Source organism: Pseudidiomarina tainanensis (assembly GCF_900115255.1).
Lineage (GTDB): Bacteria > Pseudomonadota > Gammaproteobacteria > Enterobacterales > Alteromonadaceae > Pseudidiomarina > Pseudidiomarina tainanensis.
The window spans coordinates 170,775-185,585 of the sequence record NZ_FOYU01000003.1 but is presented as its reverse complement, the minus strand read 5'-3'; the positions used below and the strand labels follow the sequence as shown (position 1 = coordinate 185,585).

Below are 14,811 nucleotides of genomic sequence, written 5' to 3'. Positions count from 1 at the left end.
TATCGCTTGGTATAGCTACAATTCGCTCCTTTGAAAAACGGAGCACCACATGGCACCTGTCTTGATCTTAATGGGTTCGCAGTCTGATTGGCCCGTCATGCAACATGCAGCACAAATGCTGAAAGACCTCGGCGTGGAATGGCGCGCTGAAGTTGTGTCTGCGCACCGCACCCCAGACTTATTAAAAACCACCATGGAACAAGCTGAGCAAGACGGCGTTCCTGTGGTGATTGCTGGCGCCGGTGGCGCAGCTCACTTGCCGGGTATGCTAGCGGCATTTACGGCTATTCCGGTACTTGGTGTACCGGTGCCAAGCAAGCAATTAAAAGGCTTAGACAGCTTATTGTCGATTGTACAAATGCCAAAAGGCGTTGCTGTTGGTACCTTGGCAGTAGGCCCAGCTGGCGCTGCGAATGCTGGCTTGTTAGCGGCGCAAATTATTGGTTCGTTTGACGCAAACGTGCGTCAGCGTGTGCATGCGTTTCGCGAACAGCAGCGTGAAAAAGTGATGAATGGCCCGAAATTGGAGCTACCTGAATCATGAAAATTTTGTTTATCGGTGATGGCCAATTAGGACAAATGCTCGGTGCCAGTGCAATTAGCCACGGTCACGAGTGTCTACTCTTTAGTACCCGTAGCAACACCGTTAAACCACTCTCGGCGCAAATTGATTTGCAGTTGTCACTTGCCGACGCCATTGAATGGGCCGACGTCGTAAGCTGGGAACACGAAGATATTCCCGCAGATATTCTGGCGGCAGCTCATGATAAGTTTTTGATGGACCCGGCACGCATTAAAAGTCTGACGGATCGCCGTGCCGAAAAGAAGCTATTCGACGATTGCCGCGTGCCAACTTCACCGTGGCAAACTTATAACACCGCAGATGAACTTGAGAAGATTTTGAGTCAGGCCGAACAACCCTTAGTGCTGAAAGCTGCGCGCGGTGGTTACGATGGTAAAGGCCAGTGGCGTTTTCGTATGGCTGATGACCCAACTGCGTTGGCGCAGCAGGCAGGACAAGCGCCAGGCATCGCTGAGCATATGATTTCGTTTCAGCGCGAAGTCTCATTGGTTGGCGCACGCAGTAAAGACGGTAGCATTTGTTGTTATCCATTGATTACGAACGTGCATGATCGTGGCATTTTAAGTTACAGCCTGGGTGCGATTGATATCGTTGACGAACGCTTGCAAAGTCTAGCTGAAGACTGTTTCCGTAAACTTACTGATGCGTTGCACTATGTCGGTGTTTTAGCAATTGAGTTCTTCGTGGTCGGTGAAGGCGACGATGCTCAGCTATTGGTTAATGAAATTGCGCCACGCGTTCACAACTCAGGTCACTGGACAATGACCGGCGCCAATAGTAGCCAGTTTGATTTACATATCCGAGCATTAACAGGCATGCCATTGCCACTACTGCGCTTAGAACCAACGTTGATGATCAACGTGATTGGGGCTGATCAAATACCCGCCGGCTTGTGGCACCATGCGGATACCGATTGTCATTGGTATAACAAAGAGGCACGCCCAGGCCGTAAGGTTGGTCACGTCAACATTCGCACCGCGAATCGTGACACGGCGCTAACGTGGGTTACACAATGGGCAGAAAAATTGCAGGTTCTCGCTGATTAAGCGAGAACCTTCTGTAGCCAGTTGTTGATGGCTTGTACCTGTTCACCACATACCTGATGTTGCATGGCAAAGCTCTGATACTCAGCATGATAACCATGTTCTTTCAGCCATTGAAAGGCATGTTGCCCTAAGGCTTCAGGAACGACAGGGTCTTGCGATCCATGCTGTACTAAAATCGGCAAATCGTTATTCGCCGCATGTGGCGTGATGCTCTGGTGTGTTGCTAAATAAGTCGACAATGCTAACAGCCCGCATAACCGTTTCGGATAAGTCAAAGCCGCTTCATAAGCAACCGCACCCCCTTGCGAAAACCCTGCTAATAAAATGTTCTCTGCCGGAATACCGCGTTCAATTTCGCGTTCAATTAACTGATGTACAGCTGCCGCAGAATCACGTAATTGCTGTTCATCAACTTCACGGCCCAACGACATGCTCAAAATATCGTACCAAGCTGGCATACGCATGCCGCCGTTAATGGTGACCGGTATTTGTGGTGCATGCGGGAACACAAATCGAACCGCTACTGGAAGGGTTAAATGCGGCACTAATGGGGCAAAATCGTTACCATCCGCACCAAGGCCATGCAGCCAAATAATCGCATGGGTTGCTGGTTGATTCGGTTCGATTTCTACGCAAGGAAGGTAAGACATGGGTACTCCACTAATTGTTGTCTTCAGAATTCTGTCGGTTTTTACCGAGCCCGCCACTAATGGTGAGTTGCATAGCATCTGCTGGCGACATATCTAATGCTTCGACACTATCACGCGGCACAATAATCATATAACCGCCAACGTTATAGCTCATGGGCAGAAATACAGCGATATGGTTTTCATCAAGCATCGCCGAGAGACGATCTTCTTTTTGACCTGGCTTTTTCGTCACAATGCCGATTAACTTTACATCCACCCCGGGTAAAGTGACCAAGACGACCGATTCATCAGAAAAGCTCTTGCCCGACATTAAATCAAATACATCGGTGATCGTTCCGTATAAGCTTCGTAGCACCGGCATCCGTTGCATGATGTTTCCGGGCAGCTCCCATAGCTTATTGATGAAGCGCCAGCGTGCGCTAAAGCCAATAATAATGGCGAGTACCAGGAAACTTAAGAAGGCTAAACCCGGGAAATAATATTTGGTTCCCAGAATGGATTCCCAAATTGGCCGTAGCCAAGATTCAATGGTCACTAAAAACCAATGGACCAAAGCAATCGTAACCACTAACGGCAGCAAAATTGTCAGGCCTTTGAGTAAATACTGTATTCCACGTTTCATTTTGGTAATCTCAAGCAGATTGAACGCATAGCTTAACGTCTTTTAGGGGGCATTATGAAGTTATTTGGTAGTTATACCTCACCGTATGTGCGTCATTGCCGTATTGTGCTGGCTCAGAACAACGACACTTTTGAATTTATACCAACGGATTATTCGCAAAGTGCACAGCAGTCGCCAACCCAGCGTGTTCCTTTTCTTCACGACGGTGACGTTCAGTTAACTGACTCGGCGGCGATTCTTCGTTATTTGCGCGAACGTCATCAACAATCATTTTGTGACGATGTCGCCGATTTCGATTTATTTTGTCTCGCAAATACAGCACTTGATGCCACGGTAAATTTATTTTTATTAGAGCGTGATAATATTACCACCAAAGATAGCCCTTACTTGCAGCGTCAGTACGATCGTATTCACACCATTTTGAAAGAATTAAATGAACGCGATTGGCCAGAAACGAATCAATACAGTGACGGGCAATTGCGCTTGGCGTGCTTTTTAAGTTGGGCCCAATTTCGTGAGCGAATTCAGCTTGCAGAATATCCGAATCTGCAACAGTTTTTATTAGGTATGAATAATCAGCCATGGTTTGCAAATACGCATCCCGCGCTGAGTTAATAACAATAAAGAGGGGAGTTAATACACACATGAAATATTTAGCAGCTGTGGCTGGCGTAGCATTATTAAGCGCCTGTTCGCCACAACAAGAAACACATACGGAGACCGCGGTGGATGCAAAACTGACGTATCCAATGACGGTTCGCGGCAATGTCACCGATGAATATTTCGGTACTGTTGTTGCTGACCCGTATCGTTGGTTAGAAGATGACCGCTCAGCAGAAACTGAAGCTTGGGTGAAAGCGCAGAATGAAGTGACATTCGAGTATCTTGAGCAGATCCCATATCGCGACAAAATCAAAGACCGTTTAGCCGAGCTGTGGAACTACGAAAAAGTCGGTGCGCCATTTAAAGAAGGCAACTATACCTATTTTTATAAAAACGATGGTTTGCAGAACCAATACGTGGTGTATCGCACCGATGCAGAAGGCAACACTGAAGTATTCTTAGATCCAAATACCTTCAGTGAAGACGGCACCACTTCGCTCGCAACCTTGAGCTTTTCAAAAGATGGTTCGCTAGCAGCTTACGCTATTTCTGAAGGCGGTAGCGACTGGCGTAAAATCATCGTCATTGACGTAGAAACCAAAGAGCAACTTGAGCCAACCTTGGTTGATGTGAAGTTCAGTGGTATTTCTTGGTACGGTAACGAAGGTTTCTATTACTCAAGCTATGACAAACCTGAAGGCAGTGAGCTTTCGGCTAAAACCGACCAGCACAAACTTTACTATCACAAACTTGGTACGGCGCAAGCTGAAGACCAAGTGGTATTTGGCGGCACTGACGCTGAAAAACATCGTTATGTGGGTGGCCAAGTCACTGAAGATGATCGTTATTTGATTATCACGGCGGCCGTTTCAACTTCGGGCAACAAGTTGTTTATGAAAGACTTGTCGAAGCCTGACAGTGAACTAGTCACCGTACTGGATCATACAGATTCAGATACCTACGTGTTAGATAACGTGGGTAGCAAGCTGTATTTAGTGACCGATTTGGATGCTCCGAACAAGCGCGTTGTAACCGTCGATGCGGCGAATCCGCAACCAGAAAACTGGCAAGATTTTATTGCTGAATCTGAGCACGTATTGAGCCCATCAACCGGTGCTGGCTATATCTTTGCCGAGTACATGGTGGATGCGATTGCAAAGGTCGAGCAGTACAACTACGACGGCGAACGCGTGCGTGAAATCGAACTGCCAGGCGTTGGTAGCGTGGGTGGTTTCAGTGCCAAGCGCGAAGCCGACGTGGTGTATTACACCTTCACCAACTACAACACGCCAGGCACCATCTACGCTTATGAACCAGATGCTGGTGAATCAAGCGTTTATGCCGAATCAAAAGCGCAGTTCGACAGCAACGCGTACGAGTCGAAGCAGGTATTCTACACTTCGAAAGACGGTACCAAAGTGCCGATGATTATCACCTACAAAAAAGGTATGGAGCTTGATGGCACCAACCCAACTATTTTGTACGGTTATGGCGGCTTCAACATCAGCCTGACACCAAGCTTCAGTATGACTAATGCAATGTGGCTTGAGCTTGGTGGTGTGTATGCGGTTGCTAACCTGCGCGGTGGTGGTGAGTACGGTAAAGCATGGCACAATGCGGGTACGCAAATGCAGAAGCAAAATGTATTTGATGACTTCATTGCAGCAGCAGAATATCTGATTGCGGAAAACTACACTTCAAGCGGCAAACTTGCTGTGCGTGGTGGTTCAAATGGTGGCTTGTTGGTGGGTGCTGTGATGACTCAGCGTCCTGACTTGATGCAAGTTGCACTGCCTGCGGTCGGCGTACTCGACATGTTGCGTTATCACACGTTCACGGCTGGCGCTGGTTGGGCATATGACTACGGCACCGCTGAAGACAGCAAAGAAATGTTCGAATACCTTTACGGCTATTCACCAGTACATAATGTTGAGTCAGGTGTTCATTATCCTGCGACAATGATTACTACCGGCGACCATGATGACCGTGTGGTTCCAGCGCATTCATTTAAGTTTGCTGCTGAGCTTCAAGCGAAAGACGCTGGCGCTAACCCGCAGTTGATTCGTATTGAGACCAACGCAGGTCATGGTGCTGGTACCCCAGTATCGAAAACTATTGAACAGTATGCTGATATCTACGGTTTTACACTGTGGAATATGGGTGTTAAAGAATTGAATTAATTTTAGTTCAGGTGAGAGCCCCGAATGTTTTGCGACACTCGGGGCTTTTTTTATGCGTCTTTTGCTTGCTCAGGGCCGTGAATAATTTCCACGCTAATCGCATCTTGTTCAATAGCACCAGGGAGGTCAGTTTCAAGAAGGTTTTGAACTTCAGCAAACGGCTTGTTGAGCGCCATGACGCCCCACGCTTGATTACGACCATGAACCTTTCCGGCGTATAACACCATATCCGCCAATTGCAGGGTGTCTTCCCAGCCCATTTGATTTTCTTGTAGATCAGCGAATGGATAGCTGATAAAGCCGGCTGTGGCGGTAATCCAAATCTCACGATCGCCCGATTTGATTGGGGTCGAACCAATCACATCCAGCATGCGCTTCGCCATACCTGGCAGTTTGCTTTGCTCAGTATTGGTCAGGTAAATCAAGAACTCTTCACCCCCCCAACGCACGACCAAATCTGAATCGCGAGAAACCTGTAGCAGTCGCTTTGACACTTCAATCAAAACGTCATCGCCGGCTGCGTGACCTAAATTATCATTGATGCGTTTGAAGTGGTCTACATCGAGTAGCAACATGGCATCATGGGCTACTTTGTGCGGTGCTCGCAGTTTATCTTGCAAGGCGCGGCGATTTAAAAGTCCGGTTAGTGGGTCGCGCACTGACTGTTCAGCGAGCATGCTGTTGGCTACCTTAAGTTCGCGATTACTGCGTCGTGCAGCACGGTATAACAACACCACTAAAATCATGGCAAACAGGGCAACTACAACAAATAGAGTTAAAATTGTGCGCTTCTGACTCTCGTTTTCGATGAGTTGCTGGTTAAGTTCATTCTTTTGCGACAGCAACTCGATTTGCATCGCCTTGTCTTTGCTATCGTAGAGGTTTTGCAGTTCGGCGATGCTCTTTTGTTGGTCGCCCTTATAAGCTTCTTCGCGTAATCGGCGTTGCTCAAGCAACACCTCAATAGCCTCGTTGAGCAGGTTCACGTGTACCAGAGCTTCAGCATATTCACCCAATAAGCCTTCAAACTCAGAAGGAGGCCAAGCTTCACGAGCTGTTTCAACAACATCACGCATTTCAGAGAGGCCTTTCTCAACCTCACCCAAAAACACATCGACATAACCTAAATTGAAATAAATAACTTCAGGGTTGTATTGCCGTGGGTTCAATTTCGCAATGGCATAAGCCTCTTGAAGTACGGCTTTTGCGTCTTCATAGCGGCCGATACGAATATCAACATCGCCCATATTATTTAAGACTGTTAGGTAATTATTGAGCTGATCAGGATTACCTTGTAAGCGTTGTCTTAATTGCTCGTAAATGCCAAGGGCGGTATCAAAATTATCCTTATTGCTTTCGACATAGGCGCGTTGCATCATGATCTCGGTACCCAACTGGTCCATGAGATCGTTCTCTGTCGCTAGTTTTTCCGCATCATCAAGCTGTTCTATCGCTAAGTCATAGTTCTTTTGTTGGGTATATAGATTTGCGATTTGTAGCTTCGTTGAAATCAATCGGATAAGCGTGCGCGAGTCATCCGTTTCAGCGACAGCATCGGCAGCATAAATGAGATGTTCAAGGGCACGGTCAAATTGACTACGTTGCCGATATAAGTATGCCGCGAGGTTATTGACGAAGTACTTCACACGAGGAATTTGAGCTTTCTCTAGAGGTATCAGCGCGTCATTGAGGTTCGCCATAGCCTCAGAAATTTTGCCTTGCATTGCAACGATTAACAAGGCGGTTGCTTCTACTTCAGCATGCGCATCGGCTAAACCGCTGCGCTCGGCGATACGGCGCACTTCATCAATTTGTGCATAAGCTTTTTCGTAATCGCCAAGATAGGCGTAATCGAGAGCAATGTAGCTCAGCGTGCGGACGCGAGTGAGAATAGGTGTGTCGTCGGTTAAATCATCGCGGATTTCGGTTAACTGCGCCAGTGAGGTTTCTGTATTGGCAGCATTAAGCACCGCATCAAGACGGTTTTCAATGGTTTGGTCAACCGCTGGACTCGATGTCTCTTGTGCAGAAACATCGCTTGCAAGTAAACCAATTATAAGCGCTACCAAAACCAAAAACTTAGGCATCCGCCCTCCCAGAAATGTTAACTTTGCCTAAAACATCATCAGTTTGACACAGCTGGTCGGACGTGTGTTGCCAATTGCGGCGAATGACACGCTATGAACGTTCGTAAGGTGGCATGTTAATCTTGTGTGTTATACGCTCGATGATACCTCATTTTTTGAGCAAGTGTAACAACTTGTAACACTGATTTGTTGCGCATTTTAAAATGCATCGTATAGTTAAATTTCCACTCAATTCGGAATCATAAGATGGCTTTAAAAAATCGTTTTTATACAAGCACTTTAGTCCTGTCAGCACTGTGGTTATCGGCCTGTAGTCCGGCATCGCAAAACGCCGCGACAACCGAAACAGCTGCGCGAGCGCCCATTGCTGAGCAGCGCCCATATGTGGTGGAGTCGCCTCAGGGCAACAGACAAGACCCTTATTACTGGCTTCGCGACGATAGTCGCACTGATGCTAATGTATTAGCGTACCTTGAAGCCGAAAATGCTTACTATGATGATTATCGTGCCGACTATGCTGAACTGACGTCTACGCTCGAGCAAGAAATCATTAGCCGAATTAAACAAGACGATACTTCGGTGCCGTATCAAAAAGGCGACTACTTATATTCAGTAAAGTATGAAGCCGGTAAAGAGTATCCAATTTATATTCGCGCTGACAAAGACGGTACTGAGCAAGTCATGCTAGACGTGAACAAGCTTGCTGAGGGGCAAAGCTACATGAACGTCGGTAATGTTGCTGTAAGCCCCAACCAACAGTTAATGGCATATATGGTGGATAATACCGGCCGTCGCCAATACGAATTGCGTATTCGTGACTTAAGCACCGGTGAAGACAACGCGCAAACGTTAACAGGATTATCGCCAGCAATTGCTTGGGCGAAGGACAACAAAACGTTGTTTGTGATTGAGAACGATCCACAGACGTTGCTTTCAACACGAGTGATGAAATATCGCATTGGGGCAGCGGCAGATACGGCTGAGCTGGTCTATGAAGAGCAAGACAACACTTTCTATATGTGGGTGAATAACACGACCGACGGCGAGTATATTCAAATTAACCTCGACCAAACGGTTTCAACTGAAGTGCACGTGCTAGATGCTGATGAGCCAAATGGCGAATTCAAAGTGTTAGCACCACGTGAGCGAGACTTTCAATACAGTGCCGATCACCTCGATGGTCGCTGGATTATTCGCACCGATTTGAACGCACCGAATTTCCAAATGATGCAAGTTGCGCATGAAAACATTGGTGATAAAGCGAATTGGCAGCCACTTGTTGATCATCGCGACGACGTATTTATTCAAGACTTCACTGTGTTTAGTAACTATCTCGCAATCAACGAGCGCAGTGATGGTTTGCGCCGTATTCGAATTGTGCCGTGGGATGCGCCAGAGCAAGCCAAATTTATCGCCTCAGATGAAGAAGCTTACGTGACGGTCTTTGAGCGCAACGCCCAGCAAGACACCGATATTTTGCGCTACACCTATAGCTCTCTCACAACACCATCGACGGTATATGCCTACAATATGGCTACTGGCGAGCGTGAGATATTAAAGCAAAATGAAGTACCAAACTTTGACGCAAGTTTGTATGAAACAGCCCGCACCTGGGCGACTGCAAATGATGGCACAAAGATTCCAGTATCTTTACTGTATAAGAAGGGCTTCAAACAGGATGGCTCAGCGCCTCTTTATCAGTACGCCTACGGCTCATACGGAAGCAGCTCTGATCCCTATTTCCGCTCAACGATTTTCAGCCTTGTTGACCGCGGCTTTGTGTATGCCATTGCCCATATTCGTGGTGGTCAAGAAATGGGGCGTCAATGGTACGAAGACGGCAAGCTGTTGAATAAAATTAATACGTTTACTGACTTCATTGACGTCACTGAACATTTGGTTGCGGAACAGTATGCACATCCGGATAAAGTTTTCGGCATGGGCGGCAGTGCAGGTGGCTTGTTGATGGGTGCAGTGGCGAACATGGCGCCTGAGCAATATCGCGGCTTGATGGCACACGTACCGTTTGTTGATGTGGTTACTACGATGCTGGATGAAAGTATTCCGCTCACCACCAACGAATTTGATGAGTGGGGTAATCCAAAGTATCAGCCGTACTACGATTATATGCTTTCTTACTCGCCATATGATCAAGTGAAAAAGCAGGATTACCCAGCCATTTTAGTGACCACGGGCTTACATGACTCACAAGTTCAATACTTTGAACCAGCAAAATGGGTTGCTAAGTTGCGTACGCACAAAACCGATGCGAATCCGTTAATGTTTAAAACGAATATGAGTGCAGGGCACGGCGGCAGTAGTGGTCGGTTTGCGCGAATGAAGGAAATTGCAGAAGAATACGCCTTCATCTTAAATCTACTGCAAGAGCGCAATTAGCGATTAGATATTAGCCATTAGAAAAAGCGCAAACACGAAAAAGGCGAGCTTGGTTTTCCCAAGCTCGCCTTTCTTATATCCAATATCCAATATCCAATATCCAATATCTAATATCCAATATCTAATATCGTCGTTGTACTTTACCACTGGGCGTTGTGGTAGACGTTTTGTACGTCGTCACAATCGTTCAGCATATCGAGCAACTTCTCCATTTGCGCAACATCGTCTTCATTCGTTAAATCAGTCGTGATTTGCGGTAGATACTGAACTTCGTCCACTTCAAACTCGATGCCTTCGAAGGCTTCTTGAAGCGCTTGTTTGGCTTTATGTGATTCCGTATGTGGCGCGAACACGGTAATGAAGCCTTCGTCTGCTTCTAAATCAGTGACATCGACATCCGCCATCATCAAGGCTTCAAGCACGGCATCTTCGTCATCACCAGCAAAACGCAAAATAGCGCAATGGTCGAACATGTGTGACACGCTGCCCGGTGCGCCGAGTTTGCACTTGGTTTTAGTGAAGCAGTTACGTACTTCGCCAATGGTGCGATTCGGGTTATCGGTTAACGCGTCAACCATGACCATGCAGTTGCCTGGTCCGAAACCTTCGTACATCGCTGGTGAATAATCTTCACCCGCGCCACCTTTGGCTTTATCAATCGCTTTTTCGATAACGTGTGCAGGTACTTGGTCCTTTTTGGCGTTATCAATAAGACTACGCAACTGCAAGTTTGCATCAGGATCAACGCCACCTTGCTTGGCGACCACATAAATCTGGCGACCGTATTTGCTATAAACTTTGCTTTTGGCAGCGGCCGTTTTGGCTATCGACTCTTTTCGGTTTTGATACGCGCGACCCATAAATTGCTCTCAATCATATTTGGTTATTAATGAAGTTGGCAATTTTATACCCAGTTATAGGTGATAATCCAGCTTAAACCAGAAAGTACGACCCGGTTCATTGACCTGTGTGGTTTGTTCAAATCCGGCAACCATCGCACCAGCAGTGCTCAAATGCTCGGCATAAAGCTTATCGAGCAGGTTATCGACACCAAAACTCACCCGCCAACTATTTGAAATGCGCCAGTGCGTATTGAGTGCTAGCGTCCCGAAACCAGCTGTTTGTTTGAAATCATTGCCGACAATGTTGCCTTGACCAATAGCCACACGATGTTGATTGTCCACAACGCGCCACAGCCCGGCAAACGTCCAATCTTGAAACTTATATTCAGCGCCAAACTTCAATTCTAGCGGTGGTTGTTGAGCCAACGGGCGCGCATCCGATAGGTTGCTACCGTGGGTGTATGCAAGGCTAGCATCAAGTAACCAGTTATCTGATGGGCGATAGGTGACCATCGCTTCACCTCCCCAGCTTTCTGCGTTAATTGCGCGCACAGTGTCGGGATTCATCATCATACCGTTTTCAATCAGGATGAAGTCGTCAACGCGATTATAAAAGCTACTTAAAACCCACTCCACACGCTCTTGGCGATAGTGATAGCCAAGGTCAAGCTGATGCGTCAGTTCAGCATTGGTGTGAAATGAGCTGGCGCTGGTTTCGCTCATATTTTGATTACCAATCAACTCCCAAAAATCCGGGAAGCGCTCGGCGCGACCGATGCCGGCATACCACTGGTGGGCATTAATGGTGTATTCGTAACGTAAAAAAGCACTTGTTAAATAATCATCGCGTCGCTCGTCCATGGTTGGATTTGGACGCGGGGCGTGCATCATCCCCAAAAACTGGCGTTGATCCTCAGCCTTCCAATTATCTAAACGAATGCCACCGAAGAATTTACTGCGGTCACTTGGCGCAAAACTTGCTTCGGCAAACAGGCCGGTCTGCTCAATGGTCGCATCAGCAAGGCGAGGACGCTCTTGATAAGGCATCGCAGCTTGGTTCATTGATATACGTTCGCGGTGACTATGGTACTGATGGTCGATACCAACCTGAATTTTCGACCAGAAATCGCTATCTAATGTCGCGACCATGCGACCACCGCGCGTGTAACGATCAGGGTTTTTTGCACTCGGATTAGGCATCGCCATAGTCGGCATAAAAGTGCGCAAACTGTAGTTGTCCATGACATGGTCAACATAACCAAAGTAGATCTGGCTATCCAATTCGGCGAGCCAGCTTACAGGATAACTCTCGCGCCAGCGCAAGCTGGCACTCGTACGGTCAAACACAGCGCCATCCATCGCGCGGTCTGCGTAGGCCGCTTCGGCGCCACTTTGCCCTAGGGTGAGCAAGACAACGGTATAATCATCAGGCGTCCAGCCTACTTGCGCATCCACGCCCCATCGTTGATAGGCGCTGTTGACTTCAACACCAGCGCCGTCTTCATAATTGTCGGCTTCGCTGTAACTGGCATTGACTCGCCAAAAGCCGTTGTCATTACCGGCGGTATAGTCAGCCGTGCTTTCCAATCGTCCCCAAGCACCGCCAACCAGGCTTACCTGGCCAGGACTTTGGCTGGGATCAAATTGATAGCTTGTGCGTTCAAATAATACGGTGCCTGCCGCAGGGCCATAAAGCACGGTTTGTGGGCCTTTAATGATGCGGATCTGATCATAGTTTTGTGGATTGATATAGGCTGTGGGTGGGTCCATACGTCCCGAGCAGCCGCCAAGTAACATTTGGTCGTCACTATTAATCGTTAAACGAGAACCGGCAGCGCCTCGAAATACAGGGTCACCACTGGTTCCGCCTTTACGAATCAGTGAAAAACCTGGAATAGATTTCAAGTAATCGCCGCCATCATGGGCTGGTAAAGGTTGTTGTGGCGCTTTTGGGTCTTTGACGAGTTCAGTTGAGCTCAGCGGACGGGCTCCGGTGACAACAATGCGCTCAAGTTCGGTTTTATCGACATCTTGTTGGCTTAATAAAAGCATTAACGAGAGAGTAGTCAGCATAACGGCATTCCTTGAAATTAATGAATGCGCGAATTATCAACTGATTGATTTAAAAAAGGATGTGGCAAAGTGTCGCAGGTGGATTTCTCAGCAAACTGATGCATACTTAAGAGGTACTTAAGAAGGAGCTAAAGCATTTGACCATTCGGGATATTTTGACGGCAGTTTTTCTATTAATGATTACCGTGCTTGCCAACAGCTTTATTTGGCTCAATGGCGCGGCAACGAACCCTTATGCCGTGCTCATACTAGTACCGATGGCTGCGGCAATGTTACTTCTGCCGTTTCGGTTAGCTTGGCTGGTGATCCTGATTGGTGTAGCAGGACAGTGGTTGCAACTGCAAGCACCACTACCTACTCATCATCAGATGGATACCCACTATAGGGCAATGGTGTATGGTCAAATGTTCGCCGGATTGCTGCTTGGTGTCACGCTACATATTTTACGTATTCGGATTGTGCGGCAACAGCAAGCCTTGAGAGCCTTGCATCAACGCCAACATCGCGATGAACAACTTGTCACCATTGGTACTGCGGCCGCACAGTTCAGTCACGAAGTAGCAACACCCATTCAGACCATTCAATTTATGCTAGAAGATGTGCGGCAACAGTATCCGAATGACGAGGACTTGCAACGTGCCGAGCAGCAAATTAAACGAATTCATAATTTATTGTTAGATTGGCGCCAAGTTGCCGAGGATGTGCGCACCCATCGCGTACTTGAGTTGCAAGTTAATGAGCTGGTACAACAGGTACGTGATGCGCTCTTAATTGCGCGCCCAGATATCCGGGTGCATTGGCATGATGATGAACAACCAGGATGTATCATTCAGGCAGATAGAACATTAATACCCGCTATTTTGAGCTTATTGCATAACGCTGCCGATGCCGCACCGTTGGATTCAAAGATTGATGTCAAAACGCGCGTGGTAGAGAACACATGGCAGATGATTATTCGTAATGAAGGCGAGCCGTTAGATGCCCCGCGAAAGCGTGGGTTAGGGCGGGAGCTTTTGCCAAGTAGTCGCGGTGTTGGAGCTGGCGCCATGCTTAGTTATGCCACCTTTGAACGATTCGGCGGCACGGTTTCGTGGCACGCCGAGGCAGGGTATACCGTAACCGAAATTAATATGCCGGTGGCGGTGCGTCATGACTGATACTGTATTGATTATTGATGATGATATTAACTTGCTGCAGGCGTTAAGTAGCCGTTTAGAGCGTGCAAATTATAAAGTTGTAACTGCCGCCACAATGACGGAATTGGCGGCCCTACCTTACACAGAAATCGACCATATTCTTCTTGATTTAAAATTCGGTGATACTAACGGTCTAGAGCTAATAAAGCCGTTAAAAGCACGGTTTTTACCGAAAAATCTAGTGATTCTCACTGGTTATGCAAGTATCGCTACGTCTGTCGCGGCAATTAAAGCGGGCGCAACAGACTATCTGGCGAAACCGATTCAAACGCAGGTTCTGCTGCAGACGCTGGCCACCGATGATACGTTGTCGCCGGAGATTAGCGCTCAACCGCTGACGCCTGCGCAGCTGGAGTGGGAACACATTCAACGGGTAATGCAAGAGCACCAGGGCAATATTTCAGCGACAGCGAGGGCGCTCGGAATGCACCGTCGTACACTGCAGCGCAAACTCAGCAAGCATTCACCAATCAAGCAGTGATCAATCGAGATGGGTTTTATCTGCGTGAAAACTAGTTTAGTATTTACTAAA

12 protein-coding genes are annotated in these 14,811 nt (G+C 47.5%); 7 read left to right on the top strand and 5 right to left on the bottom strand.

What is annotated here, in order from left to right; all coding sequences use genetic code 11:
* Positions 1-49: 49 nt before the first annotated feature.
* Together purE and BM292_RS09455 are read left to right on the top strand one after the other, a co-directional pair.
* Positions 50-544 (top strand): 5-(carboxyamino)imidazole ribonucleotide mutase, encoded by a 495-nt coding sequence (gene purE, locus BM292_RS09460; protein WP_092857937.1) that lies wholly within the window; start codon positions 50-52, stop codon positions 542-544.
* Entirely contained in the window at positions 541-1,629 is a 1,089-nt protein-coding gene (locus BM292_RS09455; RefSeq protein WP_092857935.1) for a 5-(carboxyamino)imidazole ribonucleotide synthase, read from the top strand. Before purE ends, BM292_RS09455 begins: the two co-directional genes overlap by 4 nt.
* Here BM292_RS09455 and BM292_RS09450 read toward each other — a convergent pair.
* The gene (locus tag BM292_RS09450) at positions 1,626-2,279 is read right to left on the bottom strand and encodes an alpha/beta hydrolase (protein ID WP_092857933.1); all 654 of its coding nucleotides are present in this window, start codon (positions 2,277-2,279) and stop codon (positions 1,626-1,628) included. The two genes, BM292_RS09455 and BM292_RS09450, sit on opposite strands and share 4 nt — an antisense overlap.
* A gap of 10 nt (positions 2,280-2,289) precedes the next feature.
* Positions 2,290-2,901 (bottom strand): DUF502 domain-containing protein, encoded by a 612-nt coding sequence (locus BM292_RS09445; RefSeq protein ID WP_092857931.1) that lies wholly within the window; start codon positions 2,899-2,901, stop codon positions 2,290-2,292.
* A gap of 54 nt (positions 2,902-2,955) precedes the next feature.
* Here BM292_RS09445 and BM292_RS09440 point away from each other — a divergent pair, with 54 nt between their 5' ends.
* Positions 2,956-3,516, top strand: a complete 561-nt coding sequence (locus tag BM292_RS09440; protein ID WP_092857929.1) for a glutathione S-transferase family protein — start codon at positions 2,956-2,958, stop codon at positions 3,514-3,516.
* A 29-nt stretch (positions 3,517-3,545) separates the two neighbouring features.
* On the top strand, positions 3,546-5,684 hold the full coding sequence (locus tag BM292_RS09435) for a prolyl oligopeptidase family serine peptidase (protein WP_092857927.1): 2,139 nt from the start codon (positions 3,546-3,548) through the stop codon (positions 5,682-5,684).
* Between the two features lie 50 nt (positions 5,685-5,734).
* Here BM292_RS09435 and BM292_RS09430 read toward each other — a convergent pair whose 3' ends face one another.
* A complete protein-coding gene (locus BM292_RS09430; RefSeq protein ID WP_092857925.1) occupies positions 5,735-7,771 on the bottom strand; it encodes a tetratricopeptide repeat-containing diguanylate cyclase in 2,037 nt (678 codons plus the stop codon).
* 246 nt (positions 7,772-8,017) lie between these two features.
* On the opposite strand from BM292_RS09430, the gene BM292_RS09425 reads away from it, so the two are divergent.
* Positions 8,018-10,168, top strand: coding sequence for a S9 family peptidase (locus BM292_RS09425; protein WP_092857923.1), 2,151 nt, complete (start codon positions 8,018-8,020; stop codon positions 10,166-10,168).
* 140 nt (positions 10,169-10,308) lie between these two features.
* On the opposite strand, the gene BM292_RS09420 is transcribed toward BM292_RS09425, so the two are convergent.
* Both BM292_RS09420 and BM292_RS09415 read right to left on the bottom strand, forming a co-directional pair.
* Positions 10,309-11,028, bottom strand: a complete 720-nt coding sequence (locus tag BM292_RS09420; RefSeq protein ID WP_092857921.1) for a YebC/PmpR family DNA-binding transcriptional regulator — start codon at positions 11,026-11,028, stop codon at positions 10,309-10,311.
* Positions 11,029-11,082: 54 nt separating this feature from the next.
* On the bottom strand, positions 11,083-13,083 hold the full coding sequence (locus tag BM292_RS09415) for a TonB-dependent copper receptor (RefSeq protein WP_092857918.1): 2,001 nt from the start codon (positions 13,081-13,083) through the stop codon (positions 11,083-11,085).
* A gap of 137 nt (positions 13,084-13,220) precedes the next feature.
* On the opposite strand from BM292_RS09415, the gene BM292_RS09410 reads away from it, so the two are divergent.
* Together BM292_RS09410 and BM292_RS09405 are read left to right on the top strand one after the other, a co-directional pair.
* Positions 13,221-14,240 carry a sensor histidine kinase gene (locus BM292_RS09410; protein ID WP_092857916.1) on the top strand — a complete coding sequence of 340 codons (1,020 nt, stop codon included), beginning with the start codon at positions 13,221-13,223 and terminating at the stop codon, positions 14,238-14,240.
* A complete protein-coding gene (locus BM292_RS09405; RefSeq protein WP_092857914.1) occupies positions 14,233-14,760 on the top strand; it encodes a response regulator transcription factor in 528 nt (175 codons plus the stop codon). The genes BM292_RS09410 and BM292_RS09405 overlap by 8 nt, the downstream gene beginning before the upstream one ends.
* The last annotated feature ends 51 nt before the right edge of the window (positions 14,761-14,811 follow it).